Origin of the sequence: Sphingobium sp. C100 (genome assembly GCF_000508185.1) — a bacterium.
Lineage (GTDB): Bacteria > Pseudomonadota > Alphaproteobacteria > Sphingomonadales > Sphingomonadaceae > Sphingobium.
This window is the reverse complement of sequence record NZ_AYOY01000153.1, coordinates 22,508-42,415: the sequence shown is the minus strand read 5'-3', so window position 1 is coordinate 42,415 and position 19,908 is coordinate 22,508. Positions and strand designations below refer to the sequence as shown.

Annotated in this window: 20 protein-coding genes; 9 read left to right on the top strand and 11 right to left on the bottom strand. The window is 64.9% G+C overall.

Going from position 1 to position 19,908, the window contains the following annotated elements; all coding sequences use genetic code 11:
- Both C100_RS38100 and C100_RS38095 read left to right on the top strand, forming a co-directional pair.
- The coding region (locus C100_RS38100) for an OmpA family protein (RefSeq protein ID WP_037530613.1) at positions 1 to 385 on the top strand (385 nt) is incomplete at its 5' end.
- A gap of 917 nt (positions 386 to 1,302) precedes the next feature.
- Positions 1,303 to 1,578 carry a hypothetical protein gene (locus C100_RS38095; protein ID WP_024020349.1) on the top strand — a complete coding sequence of 92 codons (276 nt, stop codon included), beginning with the start codon at positions 1,303 to 1,305 and terminating at the stop codon, positions 1,576 to 1,578.
- Between the two features lie 153 nt (positions 1,579 to 1,731).
- On the opposite strand, the gene C100_RS38090 is transcribed toward C100_RS38095, so the two are convergent.
- Entirely contained in the window at positions 1,732 to 3,036 is a 1,305-nt protein-coding gene (locus C100_RS38090) for a dicarboxylate/amino acid:cation symporter (protein WP_024020348.1), read from the bottom strand.
- 183 nt (positions 3,037 to 3,219) lie between these two features.
- On the opposite strand from C100_RS38090, the gene C100_RS38085 reads away from it, so the two are divergent.
- Positions 3,220 to 4,587 carry a M20/M25/M40 family metallo-hydrolase gene (locus tag C100_RS38085; RefSeq protein ID WP_031309654.1) on the top strand — a complete coding sequence of 456 codons (1,368 nt, stop codon included), beginning with the start codon at positions 3,220 to 3,222 and terminating at the stop codon, positions 4,585 to 4,587.
- A gap of 86 nt (positions 4,588 to 4,673) precedes the next feature.
- Here C100_RS38085 and leuA read toward each other — a convergent pair whose 3' ends face one another.
- The 7 genes from leuA to miaA form a co-directional block, all read right to left on the bottom strand.
- Complete coding sequence (leuA, locus tag C100_RS38080; protein WP_024020346.1) at positions 4,674 to 6,347, bottom strand: 2-isopropylmalate synthase; 1,674 nt, start codon at positions 6,345 to 6,347, stop codon at positions 4,674 to 4,676.
- 250 nt (positions 6,348 to 6,597) lie between these two features.
- Positions 6,598 to 7,221, bottom strand: coding sequence for a YceI family protein (locus tag C100_RS38075; protein ID WP_024020345.1), 624 nt, complete (start codon positions 7,219 to 7,221; stop codon positions 6,598 to 6,600).
- A 113-nt stretch (positions 7,222 to 7,334) separates the two neighbouring features.
- Entirely contained in the window at positions 7,335 to 8,354 is a 1,020-nt protein-coding gene (gene ilvC, locus C100_RS38070) for a ketol-acid reductoisomerase (RefSeq protein WP_024020344.1), read from the bottom strand.
- Between the two features lie 182 nt (positions 8,355 to 8,536).
- Positions 8,537 to 9,052, bottom strand: a complete 516-nt coding sequence (gene ilvN / locus C100_RS38065) for an acetolactate synthase small subunit (RefSeq protein WP_024020343.1) — start codon at positions 9,050 to 9,052, stop codon at positions 8,537 to 8,539.
- Positions 9,052 to 9,411, bottom strand: a complete 360-nt coding sequence (locus C100_RS38060) for a hypothetical protein (protein WP_024020342.1) — start codon at positions 9,409 to 9,411, stop codon at positions 9,052 to 9,054. Before C100_RS38060 ends, ilvN begins: the two co-directional genes overlap by 1 nt.
- Positions 9,408 to 11,159: an acetolactate synthase 3 large subunit gene (locus tag C100_RS38055; RefSeq protein ID WP_031309653.1), complete on the bottom strand. Its 1,752-nt coding sequence runs from the start codon at positions 11,157 to 11,159 to the stop codon at positions 9,408 to 9,410. The genes C100_RS38060 and C100_RS38055 overlap by 4 nt, the downstream gene beginning before the upstream one ends.
- A 100-nt stretch (positions 11,160 to 11,259) precedes the next feature.
- Positions 11,260 to 12,204 carry a tRNA (adenosine(37)-N6)-dimethylallyltransferase MiaA gene (gene miaA, locus C100_RS38050; RefSeq protein ID WP_024020340.1) on the bottom strand — a complete coding sequence of 315 codons (945 nt, stop codon included), beginning with the start codon at positions 12,202 to 12,204 and terminating at the stop codon, positions 11,260 to 11,262.
- Here miaA and serB point away from each other — a divergent pair.
- The 3 genes from serB to C100_RS38035 all read left to right on the top strand — a co-directional run bounded on the left by serB (position 12,203) and on the right by C100_RS38035 (position 14,984).
- The gene (gene serB, locus C100_RS38045) at positions 12,203 to 13,081 is read left to right on the top strand and encodes a phosphoserine phosphatase SerB (protein ID WP_024020339.1); all 879 of its coding nucleotides are present in this window, start codon (positions 12,203 to 12,205) and stop codon (positions 13,079 to 13,081) included. The two genes, miaA and serB, sit on opposite strands and share 2 nt — an antisense overlap.
- A gap of 155 nt (positions 13,082 to 13,236) precedes the next feature.
- Entirely contained in the window at positions 13,237 to 13,491 is a 255-nt protein-coding gene (locus C100_RS38040; protein ID WP_024020338.1) for a hypothetical protein, read from the top strand.
- 23 nt (positions 13,492 to 13,514) lie between these two features.
- Positions 13,515 to 14,984, top strand: a complete 1,470-nt coding sequence (locus tag C100_RS38035) for a L,D-transpeptidase family protein (protein ID WP_024020337.1) — start codon at positions 13,515 to 13,517, stop codon at positions 14,982 to 14,984.
- A 28-nt stretch (positions 14,985 to 15,012) separates the two neighbouring features.
- Here the strand turns inward: C100_RS38035 and C100_RS38030 are convergent, their stop codons facing one another.
- Positions 15,013 to 15,765 carry a MauE/DoxX family redox-associated membrane protein gene (locus C100_RS38030; protein WP_031309651.1) on the bottom strand — a complete coding sequence of 251 codons (753 nt, stop codon included), beginning with the start codon at positions 15,763 to 15,765 and terminating at the stop codon, positions 15,013 to 15,015.
- A 98-nt stretch (positions 15,766 to 15,863) separates the two neighbouring features.
- Between C100_RS38030 and C100_RS38025 the strand changes: the two genes are divergently transcribed.
- Complete coding sequence (locus C100_RS38025) at positions 15,864 to 16,247, top strand: MerR family transcriptional regulator (protein ID WP_024020335.1); 384 nt, start codon at positions 15,864 to 15,866, stop codon at positions 16,245 to 16,247.
- Between the two features lie 37 nt (positions 16,248 to 16,284).
- Here C100_RS38025 and ruvX read toward each other — a convergent pair whose 3' ends face one another.
- Both ruvX and C100_RS38015 read right to left on the bottom strand, forming a co-directional pair.
- Complete coding sequence (gene ruvX, locus C100_RS38020; protein WP_024020334.1) at positions 16,285 to 16,758, bottom strand: Holliday junction resolvase RuvX; 474 nt, start codon at positions 16,756 to 16,758, stop codon at positions 16,285 to 16,287.
- A gap of 12 nt (positions 16,759 to 16,770) precedes the next feature.
- The gene (locus tag C100_RS38015) at positions 16,771 to 17,889 is read right to left on the bottom strand and encodes a DUF3089 domain-containing protein (protein WP_024020333.1); all 1,119 of its coding nucleotides are present in this window, start codon (positions 17,887 to 17,889) and stop codon (positions 16,771 to 16,773) included.
- 125 nt (positions 17,890 to 18,014) lie between these two features.
- On the opposite strand from C100_RS38015, the gene gatC reads away from it, so the two are divergent.
- Both gatC and gatA read left to right on the top strand, forming a co-directional pair.
- Positions 18,015 to 18,302: an Asp-tRNA(Asn)/Glu-tRNA(Gln) amidotransferase subunit GatC gene (gatC, locus tag C100_RS0124840; protein WP_031309649.1), complete on the top strand. Its 288-nt coding sequence runs from the start codon at positions 18,015 to 18,017 to the stop codon at positions 18,300 to 18,302.
- 117 nt (positions 18,303 to 18,419) lie between these two features.
- Positions 18,420 to 19,904, top strand: a complete 1,485-nt coding sequence (gatA, locus tag C100_RS38010; protein WP_024020332.1) for an Asp-tRNA(Asn)/Glu-tRNA(Gln) amidotransferase subunit GatA — start codon at positions 18,420 to 18,422, stop codon at positions 19,902 to 19,904.
- Positions 19,905 to 19,908: the final 4 nt, after the last annotated feature.

Genomic DNA, 19,908 nt, shown 5'->3' with positions numbered 1-19,908 from the left:
GCCGCCGCCTCCGCCGCCCCCGCCGGCAGTGGAATGCTCGCCTGGGCCGTACATCGTGTTCTTTGAATGGGACAAGTCGGACATCACGCCTGACGCCGCCACCATTCTGGACAATGCGGTTTCGGCTTACAGCAGCTGCGGCAGCGCTCAGGTCATGCTTGCCGGTCACGCTGACCGTTCGGGCTCGGCCTCGTACAATGTCGGCCTCTCGCAGCGCCGCGCTGACGCCACCAAGGCTTATCTGGCTTCGAAGGGTATCCCCGACGGCGTCATGACGACCCAGGCCTTCGGTGAATCGCAGCCGCGCGTCGATACCGCTGACGGTGTTCGCGAAGTCCAGAACCGTCGGGTGGAAATCACCTACGGTCCGGGTTCGGGCATGTAATCAGATTGTCCCTCCCTCGGGATGGACGACATAAGAGGGGCCGGTCGCAAGACCGGCCCCTTTTTTATGGGTTTTGCGTCGCTTGGCGGCAGAGCCGTCGCGCCACCGGCGGCCGCGGGGCCGCGGGGCCGTCGCGCCACCGCGCCGACGGAGTTGGCAGGAAGGGATGAGGGCGGGGCAGGGACGAACCCAGCGCCGGTACGACTGGCAGGAGGGTGCGCTATCCCCCCATCTTCGGGCGGATCATGCGTGGGCGTGCCGCAGCGAAATCCTCAACCTATCGCGCCGATTGCCATGCGTTTTGTTGAAACCGCACGGCATCAGAAAGCCGGCGGGCGCCGTGGACAGATCCCGATGGTGTGACACAAGCGGAATCGGCCATAAGCGCATCGTCGCCCTGACCTGTTTCAGGGGTCGTTTCTTGACATGGAGCGGAGGGTCGGGCGGGCAGATGGAGGCTGACACAGGTTCGGCGTGACGCATGAAGCCGCTATTTTCGACCCGTGCAGGCCTATGGTCCCTTCCCGTTGACGGAAGGGGAGAAAATAGCGACGCGGCTGCTCTCTTCTCCCATCGCGGACAGGTGAGGCCTCGGACAGGTGAGGCTTCGGACAGGTGAGGCTTCGGACAGGCACGGCCTCGGACAGGGCCGTATCAACAGGGGAATTTGGCTATGCCCCCCGCCAGCTTGCCTTTCGGCAGCAACCATTCCACCTCAGTTGGGCCGAATGTTCAGATGAGGATGACTTGATCCGTAATCGCCCGTGCGCTCGCAATGGACGATGAAGGTCAATTCTGAATTAACCCGCTTCAAATCCTCTTTGCGCGTCCTCTTTCGCGACCTTTTTAATCTGATTTTGGTCATCACGTCGAAACCCTTGCTTGCTCACGTCGGTCCGTGATCCATATGATCGGGAATGAGCGAGGGCGGCTATAGAGGTGGATCGACGGTCGAGGGCCGATGGGGGTGTATTGCTTCCGTTATCCTGGGCGCTCCGGTCTTCCTGTTTCTGCTGATCTTTGACGCGATGGGCGATTGCGTGCCGGACACCGCGTGCAGGAAGGGCTTTTTGACCCAGGTTCTGCTGCCCTCCATGATCGTCGCGCTGTGCGTCGGCCTGCTGGTTAGATGGGCCGTTGGGGCTGCCAGGGACGCCGATCGCCAGCGTCGAGGGGAGGATGATCCGCCATAGTCGATAGCGTTTCGGCTCACTCCAACGCGGCGAGACGTCATCGCCCCGGGTTTTAGCCACGATCCTTCCTGCGCCGGATCGCACGCCGACTTGCCGGCCCAGTCTGGATACGCGCGCTCGATCCTTTCAGCCCATCATCCGGGATCGGCCGTTTCAGCCAGCGAGCACCGGCACGCCGTCGCCATTATAGGCGGCTTCGTCCAATATGCCTTCGCGCTTGGCGACGATGGTGGCCACCAGCACCTGGCCCGCGACATTGACGGCGGTGCGGCCCATGTCGAGGATCGGGTCGATGGCGAGCAGCAGGCCGGCGCCTTCGAGCGGGAGGCCGAGCGTGGACAGAGTGAGCGTCAGCATCACGATCGCGCCGGTCAGGCCCGCGGTCGCGGCCGATCCGATCACCGAGACGAAGACGATCAGCACATAGTCGATGAAATGCAGCGGGATGCCGTAGAAGCCGGCGACGAAGATCGCGGCCAGCGCGGGATAGATGGACGCGCAGCCATCCATTTTCGTCGTCGAGGCGAGCGGGATGGCGAAGGCGGCATAGGCTTTGTCCACGCCCATGCGCTCGGTCACGGCCTCCGTCATGGGCAGGGTGCCGACCGAGGAACGGGAGACGAAGCCAAGCTGGATCGCGGGCCATGCCTTGGCGAAGAAGGGGCCGGGTTTCAGGCCGTTCGCGATCAGCAAGGTCGGGTAGACGACCAGCAGCACCAGCGCGAGGCCGAGATAGATGGCGGCGGTGAAGGTGCCGAGCTGGGCCAGCGCGCTCCAGCCATAGGTCGCGATGGCGGTGCCGATGAGGGCGGCCGAGCCGATCGGGGTCAGGCGGATGATCCAGCCGAGAATGGCGCGGACGACCGCGAGCATCGAGCGCACGAAGGCAAGGAAGGGTTCGGCCTTGTCGCCGACCTTCAAGGTGGCGAGGCCGACCACGATCGAGATGACCAGTAATTGCAGGATGTTGAAGGAAACGCTGGTGGTTGCCGCGCCATCCGTAATGGTGGTGCTGCCCGACAGCGCCAGGCTGTTGCCGGGGACCAGCCCTTTCAGGAAATCGAGCCAGCCGCCATAGGAGTCCGGCTTGCCCACCGGCAGGGCGGCGCCGTGCAGACCCGTGCCGGGTTGAAGAACAAGGCCGATGGCAAGCCCGATGCTGACCGCGATCAGGGCGGTGATCGCGAACCAGAGCAGGGTCTGGCCGGCCAGCCGCGCGGCATTGTCCAGCGCGCGCAGATTGGCGATCGATGCGACGATGGCGGCGAAGACGAGCGGCGGCACCACCGCCTTGAGCAGGGAGACGAAGATCGCGCCCGTCGTCTTGAGCGCGGTTGCGAGCCAGTTCAGGTCGCCATCGGGCGTCGCACCGATCTGGCGCGCGACCAGGCCCAGCACCAGCCCGACGACCATGCCGGCAAGAACCTGAAATCCGAAACTGCGATAATGAAGGGCCATCTGCTTTTTCCCTGGGGCAACCGGTCGTCTATATCGGAGGCAATCCGTCCGATTGCGCGCAAGCAATTCTTTCAGGGGGTGGCAACCGAGATGAGGGCGCGCCGCCCGGTGAAGCTCCGCCAAAGCGATTGGCCCGGCCGATCGGCTATGCCACACAGGGCGTGAATGGCGCAGGGAGGATATATGGATTTTCGGGGTGCATGTCTGGGACTGGCGCTGCTGGCCGCGCCGCACGGCGCGCAGGCGGCGGCCGATGCGGGGGCGGCGAAGGCCATATTGATGCGATCGGTCGCCTATCGCACGGTACAGGGGGCGGGGCAGGTGCCCAGGCTGGCGGCCTATTATGCCGATGTGCTGAAAAGCGCGGGCTTTGCCGACGGGGACATCGTCATCACGCCGATGGGCGAGACGGCGACCTTCGCCGCGACGATCAAGGGGCGCGATCCGGCGCTGAAACCGCTGTTGATGATCGGGCATATGGACGTGGTGGCGGCCGACCCCAAGGACTGGACCCGCGACCCCTTCGTGCCGGTCGAGGAAAATGGCTATATTTTCGGGCGCGGCGCGGAGGATAATAAATATGACGTCGCGATGATGATCGCGACGATCGCCCAGATGAAGAAGGAGGGCTGGACCCCGCGTCGCACCATCATCCTGTTGCTGTCAGGCGACGAGGAAACCGACATGGTCACGACGCGGGCGCTGGCGGCCAGATATAAGGACGCGGAGTTGCTGCTGAACGGTGATGGCGGCGGCGGATTGCTGAACGAAGAGGGGGAGCCGGTCCTTTACCAGTTGCAGGCGGGCGAGAAGACCTATGCCGATTTCGAGATCGGCTTTACCGATCCGGGCGGTCATTCGAGCGCGCCGACGCCCGGCAATCCGATCTATCGGCTGGCCAGGGCGATCGACCGGATCGCGGCCTATGCATTTCCCGCGACCCGCAACGAATTGACCAAGGCGTCGCTGGCGCTGTCGGCCGAGCGGATCGGCGGGGATGTCGGGGCGGCGATGCGGCGCTTCGCCGAGACGGGGGACGCGAAAGCGGCCGAGCTGCTGTCGAGCAAGCCGGAATTTGTCGGGCAGGTCCGCACCACTTGCGTCGCGACGATGGCGCAGGCGGGCCATGCGCTCAACGCCCTGCCGCAAAGCGCCAAGGTGAACGTCAATTGCCGGATATTTCCCGGCGTGGAGATTGCAGCCGTGAAGGCGCAACTGATTGCGGTGGTGGATGATCCCGGCGCGACTGTGACGATGCTGGGCGATCCGACGGGCAGCGACGCATCGCCGTTGCGCGCCGACGTGATGGATGCCGTCAGGGACGCGGTGACGGCGCGGGCGCCCGATGCGGTGGTGATGCCCGGCATGTCGGCGGGCGCAACCGACAGCGTGCATTTCCGGGCGCTGGGGCTCCCGAGCTACGGCGTGTCGAGCCTGTTCATGAAGGCGCAGGACGGGTTCGCCCATGGCCTGAACGAGCGGGTGCCGGTGGCGGGCATCAGGGAATCGCTGGAACAGTGGGACCGGGTGATCCGGGCGCTGGCCAAGTAGATTTTTTTCCCGTTCAGTTCGAGCGTATCGAGAAGCGTTCTCGACACGCTCGAACCGAACGGGGGGACAGGCATAAGCGGGCGCTATTACCCCCGCACCGCGATGCCGTTGGCGGCCGATAGAATGGCCTTGACCGAAGCGGTGGCGACGTCGCTGTCAGTGCCGATGCCGAAGATGGTGCGGCCATCGGGCGTGCGACATTCGACATAGGCGGCGGCATTGACGTCGCTGCCCGCGCCGATGGCATGTTCGCTATAGTCGGCGATTTCGAGCTGCACGCCAAATTCGTCGCGCAGCGCGGCCAGCACCGAGGAGAGCAGGCCGTTGCCGCGCCCGGAAATGGAGCGCTCCCCGCCCTTGTGCGCGATTTTGCCGGTGAAGATGCGGTCGCCGGCCTGACCGGCTTCCTGATAATCGATCAGCGCATAGGGCTGGTCGTCGGTCAGGCAATAATGATCCTGGAACGCGCCCCAGATGTCGGCGGCGTTGAGTTCGCGGCTGCTGTCGTCGGCCAGCGCCTGCACTACCTTGGAAAATTCCGCCTGCATCCGCTTGGGCAGTTTCAGCCCCTTATCCTGTTGCAGCACCCAGGCGACGCCGCCCTTGCCCGACTGCGAATTGACGCGGATCACCGCTTCATAGTCGCGGCCCAGATCCTTGGGGTCGATCGGCAGATAGGGGACGTTCCAGACGAGATCGTTGCGGGCCTCCTGCGCGGCGAAGCCCTTCTTGATCGCGTCCTGATGGCTGCCGGAAAAGGCGGTGAACACCAGCTCGCCCGCATAGGGATGACGCGGGTGGACAGGCAACTGGTTGCAATATTCGACGGTCTGAATGACCTCATCAATGTCGCTGAAGTCCAAGCCGGGATGGATGCCCTGCGTGTAGAGATTGAGCGCGACCGTCACCAGATCGCAATTGCCGGTGCGCTCGCCATTGCCGAACAGACAGCCTTCGACGCGATCGGCCCCGGCCATGATGCCCAGTTCCGCCGCCGCCACGCCGGTGCCCCGGTCATTATGGGTGTGCAGCGAGATGACGACGCTGTCGCGCTTCGAGATATTGCGGCAGATCCATTCGATCTGGTCGGCATAGATGTTGGGGGTGGCGCACTCGACCGTGGCGGGCAGGTTTAGGATCAGCGGCCGCTCCGGCGTCGGCCGCAAAATCTCCATCACCGCCTCGCAACATTCCAGGCTGAAATCCAGCTCGGCGGTGGAAAAGGTTTCGGGCGAATATTCGAAATGCCAGTCGGTGTCGGGCTGCCTGGCGGCATGGTCGCGCAGCAGCTTGGCGGCGTTCACGGCGATTTCGCGCACCTGGGGCCGATCCATCTGGAACACGATGTCGCGCCAGGCGGGCGAGATGGCGTTATAGACATGGACGATCGCCTGGCGGGCGCCGCGCAGGCTTTCGAAGGTGGTGGCAATGAGGTCCGCGCGCGCCTGGGTCAGCGCCTGCGGCATGACGTCGTCGGGGATGGCCCCGTCGCGCACCAGGCCGGAGATGAAATCGAACTCGGTCGCGCCGGCCGACGGAAAGCCGACCTCGATCTCCTTGACGCCGACGCGCACCAGCAGGTCGAAGAAGCGGCGCTTCTTTTCCGCGTTCATCGGGTCGATCAGCGACTGGTTGCCGTCGCGCATGTCGGTCGACAGCCAGCGGGGCGGAGCGGTGATGACCCTGGACGGCCATTGGCGGTCGGGCAGATCGACTTGCGGGAAGGATCGGTATTTCAGCGAGGGATCGGTCAGCATCATGGGATCAAACTACTTCCTGGCCAGCGGGAACGCATCCGCATGCCCGTGGGTACGACTTGACTGTGATGGATGCCCTTAGGCGGATCGACGCTGCCCTTAGCCGGAAGGCAGCACAAAAGCCACGCCTAAGGGCGTGTAAGTCGTAGCAGGGGAAGAAGCGCGCGGCTCTGCATGATGCATGGTCCATAACGCAAAACGGGGCCGACATGCAAGCCGGCCCCGCATTTTGTAATTTTATGTCGAGACGTGGTTACTGCTTTTCAAAACCGGCGATGATCTTCAGTTCGATCGCGTCGCCGACCATCGGCACGCCATAGCCCATGCCGAAATCGCTGCGCTTGATCGTGGTGGTGGCGATGAAGCCGATATTTTCCTTCTTGTTCATCGGCTGGACGCCCGCGCCGTAAAATTCGGTGTCCAGCGTCACCGGCTTGGTCACGCCCTTGATGGTGAGATTGCCGCTGATTTCCGCGCCGGTAGCGCCGTCGGGCTTGACCCCGGTCGATACGAAGGTCGCGGTCGGGAATTTGGCGGCGTCGAAAAAGTCGGCCTTCATCAGATGTTCGTCGAGCTTGGCGACGCCGGTGCGCAGGTTGGCGATCGGGAATTCGACCGAAACCTTCGAGGCGGCGGGGTTCGCCTTGTCGAGGGTCAGCGTGCCGGTGGGTTCGGCGATCACGCCCATATTATTGGTGAAGCCCATATGATCATAGGCGAAGACCACCTGGGTATGGCCGGGATCGATCTTGTAGGAGCCGCCGGTGACATTGGCGACGTCCTTGGCGCCGGGCGCCGCGGTCGGCATCTGGGCGACGAGGGCGGTGCCGCCGGCAAAGGCGAGGAGAGCGGCGGCGGGGATCAGGAACTTGCGCATGAGAAATAGTCTCCGAAAAACGTTCAAGGGGCGCGGCAACAATATGCCGCGCCCCTGACAAGTTCCAGAGCCGAAACCGGAAACGGATCGTTCTGATGCCGATTTATAAAAGGTCAGTTCTTGTCCTTGTCCACCAGCTTGTTGGCGCCGATCCACGGCATCATGGCACGCAGTTGCTGGCCGGTCTTTTCGATCGGATGCTCGGCCTGGAGCTTGCGCTTCGCCTTCATTTCAGGATAGCCGGTCTTGATGTCGGTCAGGAAGCGCTGGACGAACTTGCCCTGCTGAATGTCGGTCAGCACGCGCTTCATTTCCGCCTTTGTCTCGTCGGTGATGAGGCGCGGGCCGGTATGATAATCACCATATTCGGCGGTGTTGCTGATCGAATAGCGCATGTTGGCGATGCCGCCTTCATACATCAGGTCGACGATCAGCTTGGTTTCGTGCAGCACTTCGAAATAGGCCATTTCGGGCGCGTAGCCGGCTTCCACCAGCGTTTCGAAACCCGCCATGATGAGGTGGGTCAACCCGCCGCACAGCACCGCCTGCTCGCCGAACAGGTCGGTTTCGCACTCTTCCTTGAAATCGGTTTCGATGATGCCGCTGCGGCCGCCGCCGACCGCCGAAGCATAGGACAGGGCGATGTCATGGGCGTTCCCGGTCGCGTCCTGATGGATGGCGATCAGGCAGGGCACGCCGCCGCCCTTCACATATTCGCCGCGCACGGTGTGGCCCGGCCCCTTGGGCGCGATCATGATGACATCGACATCGTTGCGCGGTTCGATCAGGCCGAAATGGACATTGAGACCGTGGGCGAAGGCGAGCGCGGCGCCCGGCTTCATGTTGGCGTGAATGTCGGCGGCATAGAGATCGGCCTGATTCTCGTCGGGCGCCAGGATCATGAGCACGTCGGCCCAGGCGGCGGCGTCGGCGTTGGACAGCACCTTGAAACCGGCGCCTTCGGCCTTCTTCGCGCTGCCCGAACCGGGGCGCAGGGCGATCGCGACTTCAGCGACGCCGGAATCGCGCAGATTCTGCGCATGGGCATGACCCTGCGAACCATAGCCCAGAATGGCGACCTTCTTGCCCTTGATCAGGCCGATGTCCGCGTCGCGATCGTAATAAACCTTCATGATGTCTCTTCCCGTCCAAATATCCTCCTCCCCTGGACAGGGGAGGATATGAAATCTTGGCTCGGCGCGGCCGGGCCTAGATGAAGTTGGAGAGGGGTTGAGTGGCGCCGCCCCCTCACCTAGCTGCGACCAGGCAGCAGGCTGCCAAGTCTCGCTACCTCTCCCCCGAGGGGAGAGGGAATTCAGTTCGCGTCCTTGCCCCGGATCAGGCCGACGACGCCGGTGCGCCCCACTTCGACCAGACCGATCTGGCGCATCAGCGCCACGAAATTGTCGATCTTTTCGGTGGTGCCGGTGATTTCGAAAATGAAGCTGCCGATCGTCGTGTCGACCACCTTGGCGCGGAACACGTCGGCCAGGCGCAGCGCCTCGATCCTGTCCTCGCCCGTGCCCGCGACCTTTACCAGCGCCAGTTCGCGCTCGACGAAGGGGCCGGCTTCGGTGAGGTCGGTCACCTTGTGCACCGGCACCAGCCGGTCGAGCTGGGCGATGATCTGGTCGATCACCTTGGGGGGGCCGCCGGTGACGATGGTGATGCGACTGATCGCATGATCGTCGGTGATGTCGGCCACGGTCAGGCTGTCGATATTATAGCCGCGCGCGGTGAACAGGCCCGCGATGCGCGCCAATATGCCCGCTTCGTTGGAAACGGTCAGCGACAGGACATGGCGCTGGCTATATTCTTCCTGGATATGCATCAGATGCTGGTCCCATTATCCTGGTCTTCGCGCCGGTGCGTGTCGTCGTGGCGCTGCGAAATCGTGGCGACGAAGGCGAAATGCCATTCGCCATCAACGCGGTGGGCGAGGCGGACCGGAAAGCCGGTGACCGTGTCGAACATCCGGTCGAGCCGTTCGCCGACATAGCGGGGACCGGCCAACAAGGTGCCGATATGTCGCTTGTCGAAGTCGAGCCCATGGTCCAGATGCACTTCCCATTCGCCGTTTTCAGGATCGACATGATCGATGGTCCAGCCGGTGAGTTCGGCCGTGCCCGCGATCCGTTCGAAATCCCATGGCTCCGTCACATGAATGCGGAGCTTCAGATGTTGCGTCACACCAGCGCTTTCGCTTCGTCCGACATGACGCCTTCGACCTGGCTGGGGTCGAGCAGCATTTCGGTATGGGCCGCGCCCGATGGGATCATCGGGAAGCAGTTGCTGAGTTTCGCCACGCGGCAATCGACGATCACCGGGCCGGGGGTTTCGATCATCTGGCGGATGCCGGCTTCCAGTTCCTGCGGCCCTTCGATGCGGATACCGGTCCAGCCATAGGCTTCGCCCAGCTTCACAAAGTCGGGCAGGCTGTCGGAATAGCTGTTGGAATAGCGGCTTTCATAGGTCAGTTCCTGCCACTGGCGCACCATGCCCATATATTCATTGTTGAGAATGAATATCTTGACCGGCAGGCGATATTGCGTGGCCGTCCCCATTTCCTGGATGTTCATCTGGACCGAGGCATCGCCCGCGACGCAGATGGTGAGGCTGTCGGGATTGCCCATCTGCGCGCCGATGGCCGCCGGAAAGCCATAGCCCATGGTGCCAAGCCCGCCCGAGGTCAGCCACTTGTTGGGCGCTTCGAACCCGAAATGCTGGGCCGCCCACATCTGGTGCTGGCCCACTTCGGTGGTGATGATGACATCCTTGCCGGTGGCGCGGCACGCCTTGTAGAGATCGGCAATCGCGCGCTGCGGCATGATCTCCGCGCCGTTTTCGGCGAAGTCCAGGCTCTTGCGCGCGCGCCAGCCGGCGATCCGCGCCCACCATTCGCCGAGGTCGGCCTGCTGGTGGCCGCGCTGTTTCCACAGCGCGATCATGTCATCGAGGGCGCTGGCGACATCGGCGACCACCGCGACATCGACATCGACGATCTTGTTGATCGAGCTGCGGTCGATGTCGATATGGACCTTCTTGCTGTTGGGCGCGAAGGCGTCGAGCCGGCCGGTGACCCGGTCGTCGAACCGGGCGCCGATGCACAGGATGAGGTCCGCCTGGTTCATCGCCCAATTGGCTTCATAGGTGCCGTGCATCCCCAGCATCCCCAGCCATTGGTCGGAGGAAGCGGGAAAAGCGCCCAGGCCCATCAGCGTCGAGGTGACCGGCGCGCCGGTCAGCGCCACGAGTTCGCGCAGCAGCGCGGACGCCTGCGGCCCCGAATTGATCACGCCGCCGCCGGTATAGAGGATCGGCCGTTCCGCCGCCGCCAGCATCTCGACCGCGGCGTCGATCGCGGCGGCATCCGCCTTTGTCTGCGGGTGATAGCTGGCATGGACCTTGAGTTCCGGCCGGGCATAGGGCGCGGTCGCGATCTGGACATTTTTGGGAATGTCCACGACGACGGGGCCGGGGCGGCCGGTGGTGGCGATATGGAAGGCTTCATGCACGACGCCGGCCAGTTTGCCGGGGTCTTTCACCAGATAATTATGCTTGGTGCAGTGGCGCGTGATGCCGACCGTGTCGGCTTCCTGAAAAGCGTCGGTGCCGATCAGTTGCGTGGGCACCTGGCCGGTGATGACGATCATCGGGATGGAATCGAGCAGCGCGTCGGTGATGCCGGTGACGGCATTGGTCGCGCCGGGGCCGGACGTGACCAGCACGACGCCGGGCTTGCCGGTGGAGCGGGCATAGCCCTCCGCCATGTGCGTCGCGCCCTGTTCGTGGCGCACGAGCACGTGGCGGATCGTGGGATGATTATAGAGCGCGTCATAAATGGGCAGCACGGCGCCGCCCGGATAGCCGAACACGACCTCAACGCCCAGATCGACCAGGCATTCGACCAAAATGTCCGCGCCGCTCTTTTCGGCCACGATGGAACTCCTCTTTTTCTGCAAGCCCGGTGCTTTGCGTCAGTGCGCCAGCAATGGCAAGGCGCCTGCCTCTAGTGGACATAAAATGGCTGGTCAAGCGCTAATGTTGTAACTTAATTGCTAATTCATCGGCTATTTTATCATCTATTTGTCGCGCTTCGCGCGGCCAGGACGCCGGCGGCTGGTTGGCGAACCAGGTATATTGGCGCTTGGCATATTGGCGGGTGGCGCGCTGGCCGCGCTCGATCATCGCCGCGCGATCGCTGTCCCCCGCCAGAAAGGCGGCGATGTCGGGGACGCCGATGGCGCGCATCACCGGCAGAGCGGGATCGAGCCGGCGGGCGAGCAGCGCCTCCACCTCGGCAATCGCGCCCTGATCGAGCATCTGGACGAAGCGCCGGTCGCACCGATCCACCAGCCAGTCGCGCGGCGGCAGGAGGATGAGCGGGGAGAGGGCGATGCGATCGCCGATCCCGCCTTCCTTATGCCGTTGCCAGTCCTTGAGCGGGCGGCCGGTCGAGCGGATCACTTCAAGCGCGCGGGCGACGCGGGTCGTGTCGGCCGGGGCGAGGCGGGCGGCGGCTTCGGGGTCTTCGCGGCGGAGCGCGTCGTGCGCGTGCGCCACTGGCAGAGCGCGGACGGCGGCGCGCACGTTCGGGTCGATGTCCGGCACCGGGGCGATGCCGTCGAGCAGGGTGCGGATATAAAGGCCAGTGCCGCCGACCAGCACGGGCAATCGGCCAGCCGCATGGGCGACGTCGATTTCCGCCTTCGCCTCGGCCGCCCAGCGCGCGGCGGTGCAGGCCTGCGCGCCGTCGACATGGCCGAAGAGGCGATGGGGCACGTCGCCCATCTCCTCGGCCGAAGGGCGGGCGGACAGCAGGCGCAGGTCGGCATAGACCTGGCTGGCGTCGGCGTTGATGACGATGCCGTCGGAGAGGCGGGCGAGGCGAATGGCGAGCGCGCTCTTGCCGCTGGCGGTCGGCCCGGCAATAAGCGCGACCGGTGGGCGGGATTCGCCCGGCTGATGTGCGGGAGTGTTCATGTTCGTCGCGACCTTAGTGGCAAGTGGATCGATGGGGCAGGGGGATATTGCGGCCGCCGCCGACCGGCTGCGCGAGGCGGGATGCCAGCCGGGCGATAAAGCCTGGCTGGACGCGGACAAGGCGGCGGACCTGTTTTTCGCCGCCGATCCGGTGGCGGCGCGGGCGGCGCTGGCCGATGTCGGGCAGGGCATCGACGTCATCGTCCAGCCCGCCGCGACGCGCGAGAAAAAGCTGCTGATCGCGGACATGGATTCGACCATGATCACGGTCGAGTGCATCGACGAACTGGCCGACTATGCCGGCATCAAGCCGCAGATTGCCGAGATCACCGAGCGGGCGATGCGCGGCGAACTCGACTTTGCCGGGGCGCTGCATGAGCGGGTGGCGCTGCTCAAGGGGCTGGAGGATGCGGCGATCGACCGTTGCCGCGCCGAACGCGTCGTCATCATGGGCGGGGCCAGGGCGCTGGTCCGCACGATGAAGGCGCGCGGCGCACGTACTTTGCTGGTGTCGGGCGGCTTCACCCGTTTCACCGGGCCGGTGGCGCAGGAGATCGGCTTCGACGCGGCGGTGGCCAATGTGCTGGAGATCGCCGACGGCGCGCTGCTGGGCAGCGTGACCGTGCCGATCGTCGATGCCGCGCGCAAGCGGGCCGAACTGGAGGCGGCGATCGCGGGCGGGATCGACCGTGCGCTGACCATGGCGGTGGGCGATGGGGCCAATGATATTCCGATGATCGAAGGCGCGGGACTGGGCGTTGCCTATCATGCCAAGCCCAAGACGCGCGCGGCGGCCGCGGCGGAGATCGTCCATGGCGACCTGTCGGTGCTGCTTTATGCGCAGGGCCTGGCGTCGGCCGCGTGGGCGGCGGCATAACGGCCTGACGCTGAAAAACAACGGTTGGCCGTCATTTCGATCGGGTAATGGATTCGTTCCGCCGTCTGGCACGTTGGGTCGAGGTCGCACGGGTCGCGGCGAAGAGGTCTAACGGCGCGAGGCGGCTCTGCCGCCGCTGCGTCTAGGGAGATGTTATGCAACTGAAATATATGGCTTTGGCCGCCGGTGGGCTGCTGGCCTTGAGCGCCTGTTCGAAGAATGAGGCGCCGGTCACGAGCGCGCCGCCCGTCGGCCCCGGCGCGATCGCCGGCACCGTCGCCGCCGATCGTGACGGCGACGGCTATGTCGACGGCTATTATACCGCCGATGGCATTTATCACGCAGTCCAGGGTCCGCCCTGTCCGCCGCCGCCCCCGCCGCCGCCGCCGCGCGCGGGAGAACGCGGCTGATCCCCTGCCTGCTGGTCGCCGCCATGATGCCCCAGGCGGTGAAAGCGCAGGTCGATGCCGCGCAGGCCGCAAGATCCAGCGTCGCGGCCGAAATTCGTGCGCAGGTGGGCGGGAAGTATAAGGATTTCTATGGCCGGCGCGGCTATTGGCCGCTCTGGGTGGAGAAGGACCGGATCGGCCCGCAGGCCGATGCGCTGATCGCCATCATCGAGGATAGCGAGGCCGATGGGCTGGACCCGCGCGATTATGACGCGCGCGATCTGAGACGCCGGATCGCGGAAGCCGATGTCGGTGGCGATCCCAAGCTGCTGGCGCGCGCCGATCTGGCGCTGTCGCGCGCATTTGCCGAACTGGTCGCCGACATGCGCCGGCCGTCGCGCAGCGTTAAGATGCGCTATCTCGACAAGGAGGTGGAGCCGCGCGACGCCGGGCCGACGGAGATATTGCGTTCCGCCGCGCTGGCGCCGTCGCTGGCCGACTATATCCAGACCGCCGGCTGGATGAGCCCGCTCTACATGCGGCTTCGCAATGCGCGGCGGACCTATGCCGACACATGGGCGGACCTGCCCGCGCTCACCATCCCCGATGCCCGGATGCGTCCGGGCGGCAAGGGGGCGGAGATCGCCATGTTGCGCGAGCGGTTGGGGCTGAAACCCGGCGGCGGCTATGACAAGGCGCTCGTCAACCGGGTGAAGGCGTTTCAGGGCGACCATGGGCTGAAACCCGACGGCATAGCCGGCGCGATGACGATCGCCGCGCTGAACCACGGGCCTGACTATTATCGCCGGCAACTGGCGATGAACATCGAACGCGCCCGGCTGCTGCCTGGCCCGTGGACGCGCAATGTGGTGGTCGACGCTGCGTCCGCGCGCCTGTGGTATTATAGCAAGGGATCGCTGGACGGCACGATGAAGGTCGTGGCCGGCACGAAGGAGACGCAGACTCCGTTCATGGCGGGCATGATCCGCTATGCGACGCTGAATCCCTATTGGAATATCCCCCCGGACCTGGTCGAGAACAAGGTGGCGCCCAAGATATTGAATGGCGGGTCGCTCAAGGGAATGCGCTATGAGGCGCTGGCCGACTGGAGCGCGAACCCCGCGCCGCTGGCGCAGAGCGCGATCGACTGGAACGCGGTGGCGGCCGGGAGGCAGGAAGTGCGCGTGCGCCAGTTGCCGGGGGGCGGCAACGCGATGGGGAAGATCAAGTTCATGTTCCCCAATGACCTGGGCATTTATCTGCACGACACGCCGCAGCGCAATTTGTTCGCCAAGGATGACCGGCATTTCAGCAATGGCTGCGTCCGGCTGGAGGATGCGCAGCGGCTGGGTCGCTGGTTCTTCGGCGAAACGCCCAAGGCGAAGAGCGACGCGCCGGAGCAGCATGTGCCGCTGCCGCAACCGGTGCCGGTCTACCTCACCTACCTGACCGCCGTGCCGACCGCGCATGGGGTGCAGTTCCTGCCCGATGTCTATGCGCGGGACGAGGAGTAGGGCTGGCTTTCCTCACCTCCATGCGTCTTCAGGGCGCGGCCCCGGCCAGCATCCAGAGCGCCATCGCCACCATCATGACATTTTCGGTCAGCGATACGAAGCCGAGCGGCAAGTTGCTGCCGCCGCCGACACAGGCGCATTTGAGTTCACGCTTGTCGATGTAGACGGCCTTGAACACCGACACCATGCCGACGCCGCCGATGAACAGGGCGATCGGAATCGACAGCCAGTCAAAGACGCGCGTCAGCATCAGCAGGCCGGCGGCCAGTTCCAGCACGGGATAGGCCTGGCCATAAGGCGGCAGGCGGCGGGCGAGCAGGTCGTAGTTCAGGAACATGGTCGAAAAACGATCGACATCCTGAAGCTTCAGCATCGCCAGCAGCATCATGGTGATGGCGATGAACCGTTCGATTGTGACGAGCGAGAGCAGCGGGAGGAAAGTGAGCCAGTTCAGCGCCAGCGCCAGCAGCGCCGCGACCGCAAAGACGGTGAGCACCGGGACATAGCTGGTCGCTTCGGGATTGCGCACCGAGAGGCCCAGATAGCGGCGCAGGTCGTCATGGCCGCCGATACGTTGCCCGTCGATGAAGGTCTGGGGCGTGGTCTTGACGTCATGTTCGGCCTTGAACGCGTCGGTTTCGGCGCGGCTTCCAAGCCAGTGATCGTCCACCGCGAAGCCATGACGTTTCAGCAGCCAGCGCGATTTGATGCCATAGGGGCAGATATGGTCGGGCATCACCATGCGATAGAGGCTGGCGCGTCTGGGGGCTGGACTGGTCATGGTCGCATCCTCGAAAATTGGCTTGGACATGGGCGGGCGCTTAAAAGATCAGCGGATGCAGCCCATATAGGTTCCGTACCATGGTACGGAGTCAAGGGATGGACATGACGATTTCCGGTCTGGCGCGGTCGGCGGGCGTGAATGTGGAAACGATACGCTATTATCAGCGGCGCGGGCTGCTCGACACGCCGCTGCGCGGCGCGGGCGTGCGGCGCTATGGTGCGGCCGATGCGCGGCGGCTGGGCTTCATCCGGTCGGCGCAGGCGGCGGGCTTTACCCTGGAACAGATTGACGAGTTGCTCAGGTTGGACGCCGGGCAAGACCGGGCGCGGGCGCGCGAACTGGCCGCCGAGCGGATCGCGGCGCTGGACGTCAAGATCGCGGAACTGGCAGGCGCAAGGGCTGCGCTGGCGCGGCTGGCGCGGCAATGTGATGCGTCAGAGGGCGGGCCATGCCCGATCATCGCTGCGTTCGAGGGATGAGGCGGGGCCGGGATGAAGGCCCCTGCGTCGTGCGCGGCTATTCCAGCCCTGCAACCAGCCCGTCGATCGCGCCCTGAAGGATGTAGCTGGCCGCCAGCTTGTCGACCAGTTCATCGCGGCGGGCGCGGCTGGCGTCGGCTTCCAGCAGGGTGCGCGTCACCGCTTGCGTTGACCAGCGTTCGTCCCACAGCAGGATAGGGAGATCGAGGTCGGCGAGATTATGGGCGAAGGCGCGGCTGGCCTGCGCGCGCGGCGACGAACTGCCATCGAGATTGAGCGGCAGGCCGATGACGATGCCCTTCACCTGCTGCTGCGCGATGAAGGCGGCGATCACAGGCTTGTCCTTGCTGAACTTGCCGCGGCTGATCGTATGGGCGGGGCTGGCGATCGACCATCCCGCGTCGCACAGGGCGAGGCCGATCGTCTTGGTGCCGACATCCATGCCGATCAGGCGGCCGCCCTGCGGCAGTGCGGTGCGAAAAACCACGCGATCCGTTGTTACCAATGTCATGGCGCCGCCCTGTCACGTCCCGACGAAGGCCGCCAATCTTTTCTGCGCATCGTCACGCACATTCGCCCAGAACAGGCTGTAGTCATAGACGTGGTAATTATTGCCGGGGAGGGTGAACGGCCCCATGTCGACCGGCTCCCCGATCATCAGCACGCCGCTGGTGTCACAGCGCGCCGGGACGATGCCGGGGACCAGCTTGGGCGGCTGGCCCTGTTCGCGCGCGTCGAGCGTGCCCTTGTTGGCGCTGGCCGGGGCGGCGCCGTTGAACGCGCCGGTGATGGGATTGGTGCACAGCATATGCGTGCCTTTGTGCGGCATTCCGGTGAAACCGGTCTTGCGTTCGAAACTTTCCACCACAGCGGACGGATCGGCCGGTTCGGCATAGCTTTGCCAACTGACGATGCAATGCGCCTGGTCACGGCGGGCGCAGGCGGGGAGGCCGAGCGCAGGCAGGTCCGCTTCCACCGATACGGGCCAGCCGACGGCATAGATGGCGGCGATCCGGTCGGCCACCGGCCTGCCCGCAACCTGTTCGCGCAGCAGCTGGAGCAGGTGGCGCGACCCCTGGCTATGGCCCGCCAGGATCAACGGGCCGGTCGGATTGGCCTTCAGGAAGGCGGCGAACGCCTGGGCGACGTCGCGATAAGCCGCTGCCAGCGCCTTGTCGCCTGCCGGTTCGCCGGTCAGGAAGGCGCCATAATTGGCCTGACGGTAACGCGGCGCCCACACCGCGCCGGCGGCGTTGAAGGCGCTCGCCTGGCTCATGACGAAGCGCCGGGCGGTGGCGTCGGTTTCCTTGTCGTCCAGTCGCGCATTCCAGTGCGCGTCGCCGAATGTGGTGATGTAGCTGGTGGGGTGGATGAAGAAGATCGCGGCCTTGGGCGAGGCCGCCGGCCTGGTCGCGCCGGCGGGCGTCCACAGGGCGGGATTGTCCTTCACGATGTCGGGGCGGGCGATCCACATCTTTGCGTCGACATAGGCATTGTCGGGCAGCGGTTGCAGCTGGGTGAATGGCTCGCGCGGCACCATCACCATGCGGATCAGCGCATTTCCCCATATCGCATATATGGCAAAAGCGGCGATCACCAGCACCACCAGCCCCGCCACCACATAGAGGAATTTGCGCGCCACCCTTGTCTCTCCGACCCACGGGAGCATCGGCCCCCTTTGCGCTCCTGTCTGGCGCAAGGGACGGATGCGCGCAAGGGGCGCGAAAGCCGCTTGAAGCGGACGGGCGCGGGTGGTAGCGGCGGCCCATGTCGATAGACCTTCAGACCGTGAAAAAAATCGCCAGCCTCTCGCGCATTTCGGTGAGCGATGCCGAGGCCGAGGCAATGGTGCCCGAACTCAACAACATCCTGGGCTGGGTGGAGCAACTGGGCGAAGTGGACGTGACCGGCGTCGAGCCGATGACCGCCGTCATCCCCAATCATCAACGGCTGCGCGACGATGTCGTGACCGACGGCAATGTCCGCGACAAGGTGCTGGCCAATGCGCCGCAGGCCGAACATGGCTTTTTCGCGGTGCCCAAAGTGATCGAGTGACGCCTGAGGCGTCTGTCGATCGTCCTGAACTTGTTTCAGGATCTCGCGCCCCACGGGGAAGGCCGGTTTGCCGGATCAAATGGATGCTGAAGCAATTGCAGCATGACGGGTTGGAAAATGACTGAACTGACCGATCTTACCGTAGCCGAAATCCGCGATGGCTTCCGCGCGGGCGATTTTTCCGCGCGCGACGTGGCGGAAGGCTTCAACGCCAATGTCGCCGCTGCCAAGGCGCTGAACGCCTTCATCGTCGAAACGCCGGACAAGGCGCTGGAAGCGGCCGACGCGGCCGACAAGGCGAAGGCCGCAGGCGTGCCGCTGGGTCCGCTGGCGGGCGTGCCGATCGGCATGAAGGATTTGTTCTGCACCCAGGGCGTGCAGACGACCGCCGCCAGCCATATGCTGGAAGGCTTTGTGCCGACCTATGAATCGACCGTATCGGGCAAGCTGTGGGCGGCGGGCGCGGGGATGCTGGGCAAGCTCAACCTCGACCAGTTCGCCATGGGCTCCTCCAACGAGACGAGCTATTTCGGCAATGTCATCAGCCCGTGGAAGCGGGGCGGCGGCGACAATGCCGCGCTGGCGCCGGGCGGATCGTCCGGCGGGTCGTCATCTGCCATCGCCGCGCGGCTGTGCCCGGCGGCGACCGGCACCGACACCGGCGGCTCGATCCGCCAGCCCGCCGCCTTCACCGGCATTAGCGGCATCAAGCCGACCTATGGCCGCTGCTCGCGCTGGGGCATCGTGGCGTTTGCGTCCTCGCTCGACCAGGCGGGGCCGATGGCGCGGACGGTGCGTGACAATGCGATCCTGCTGGAGGTGATGGCGGGCTTTGACTCCAAGGATTCGACCAGCCTCGATTTGCCCGTGCCGCAGTGGGAAGCCAGTTTGTCGAGCGATTTGCGTGGCAAGACGGTCGGTATTCCCAAGGAATATCGTCCCGATGGCCTGAACGCCGAAATCTCCGCCATGTGGGATCGCGGCGTTGCATGGCTGAAGGATGCGGGCGCTGATGTGGTGGAGGTGTCGCTGCCCCACACCAAATATGCGCTGCCGGCCTATTATATCATCGCCCCGGCCGAGGCTTCATCGAACCTCGCCCGCTATGACGGCGTGCGTTATGGCCAGCGCGACCTGCCCGATGGGGCGGGCTTGCAGGACATGTATGCCGCGACCCGCGCCGCCGGTTTCGGGCCGGAGGTCAAGCGTCGCATCATGATCGGCACCTATGTGCTGTCGGCGGGCTTCTACGACGCTTATTATACCCAGGCGCAGAAGGTGCGGGCGCTGATCGCGCGCGACTTCGAACTGGCGTTCGAACAATGCGACCTGCTGCTGACGCCGACTGCGCCGAGCGCATCCTTCGCCCTGGGCGAGAAGCAGGCCGATCCGCTGGCCATGTATCTGAACGACGTCTTCACCGTGCCGGCTTCGCTGGCCGGGCTGCCGGCGATGAGCGTGCCGGGTGGCCTCGACGCAGGCGGCCTGCCGCTCGGCCTTCAGATCATCGGCAACGCGCTGGACGAACAGACCGTGCTGAACGCGGGGCTGGCGCTGGAAGAGCGCGCGGGCTTTACTGCGCGCGCGGACAAGTGGTGGTAATGAT

Excerpts from the sequence above, each read along its gene's own strand:
- C100_RS38095 (WP_024020349.1), top strand. The coding sequence starts at position 1,303 with ATGAGCGAGGGCGGCTATAGAGGTGGATCGACGGTCGAGGGCCGATGG.
- C100_RS38090 (WP_024020348.1), bottom strand. The coding sequence starts at position 3,036 with ATGGCCCTTCATTATCGCAGTTTCGGATTTCAGGTTCTTGCCGGCATG.
- C100_RS38085 (WP_031309654.1), top strand. The coding sequence starts at position 3,220 with ATGGATTTTCGGGGTGCATGTCTGGGACTGGCGCTGCTGGCCGCGCCG.
- leuA (WP_024020346.1), bottom strand. The coding sequence starts at position 6,347 with ATGATGCTGACCGATCCCTCGCTGAAATACCGATCCTTCCCGCAAGTC.
- C100_RS38075 (WP_024020345.1), bottom strand. The coding sequence starts at position 7,221 with ATGCGCAAGTTCCTGATCCCCGCCGCCGCTCTCCTCGCCTTTGCCGGC.
- ilvC (WP_024020344.1), bottom strand. The coding sequence starts at position 8,354 with ATGAAGGTTTATTACGATCGCGACGCGGACATCGGCCTGATCAAGGGC.
- ilvN (WP_024020343.1), bottom strand. The coding sequence starts at position 9,052 with ATGCATATCCAGGAAGAATATAGCCAGCGCCATGTCCTGTCGCTGACC.
- serB (WP_024020339.1), top strand. The coding sequence starts at position 12,203 with ATGTTCGTCGCGACCTTAGTGGCAAGTGGATCGATGGGGCAGGGGGAT.
- miaA (WP_024020340.1), bottom strand. The coding sequence starts at position 12,204 with ATGAACACTCCCGCACATCAGCCGGGCGAATCCCGCCCACCGGTCGCG.
- C100_RS38040 (WP_024020338.1), top strand. The coding sequence starts at position 13,237 with ATGCAACTGAAATATATGGCTTTGGCCGCCGGTGGGCTGCTGGCCTTG.
- C100_RS38035 (WP_024020337.1), top strand. The coding sequence starts at position 13,515 with ATGATGCCCCAGGCGGTGAAAGCGCAGGTCGATGCCGCGCAGGCCGCA.
- C100_RS38030 (WP_031309651.1), bottom strand. The coding sequence starts at position 15,765 with ATGACCAGTCCAGCCCCCAGACGCGCCAGCCTCTATCGCATGGTGATG.
- C100_RS38025 (WP_024020335.1), top strand. The coding sequence starts at position 15,864 with ATGGACATGACGATTTCCGGTCTGGCGCGGTCGGCGGGCGTGAATGTG.
- ruvX (WP_024020334.1), bottom strand. The coding sequence starts at position 16,758 with ATGACATTGGTAACAACGGATCGCGTGGTTTTTCGCACCGCACTGCCG.
- gatC (WP_031309649.1), top strand. The coding sequence starts at position 18,015 with ATGTCGATAGACCTTCAGACCGTGAAAAAAATCGCCAGCCTCTCGCGC.
- gatA (WP_024020332.1), top strand. The coding sequence starts at position 18,420 with ATGACTGAACTGACCGATCTTACCGTAGCCGAAATCCGCGATGGCTTC.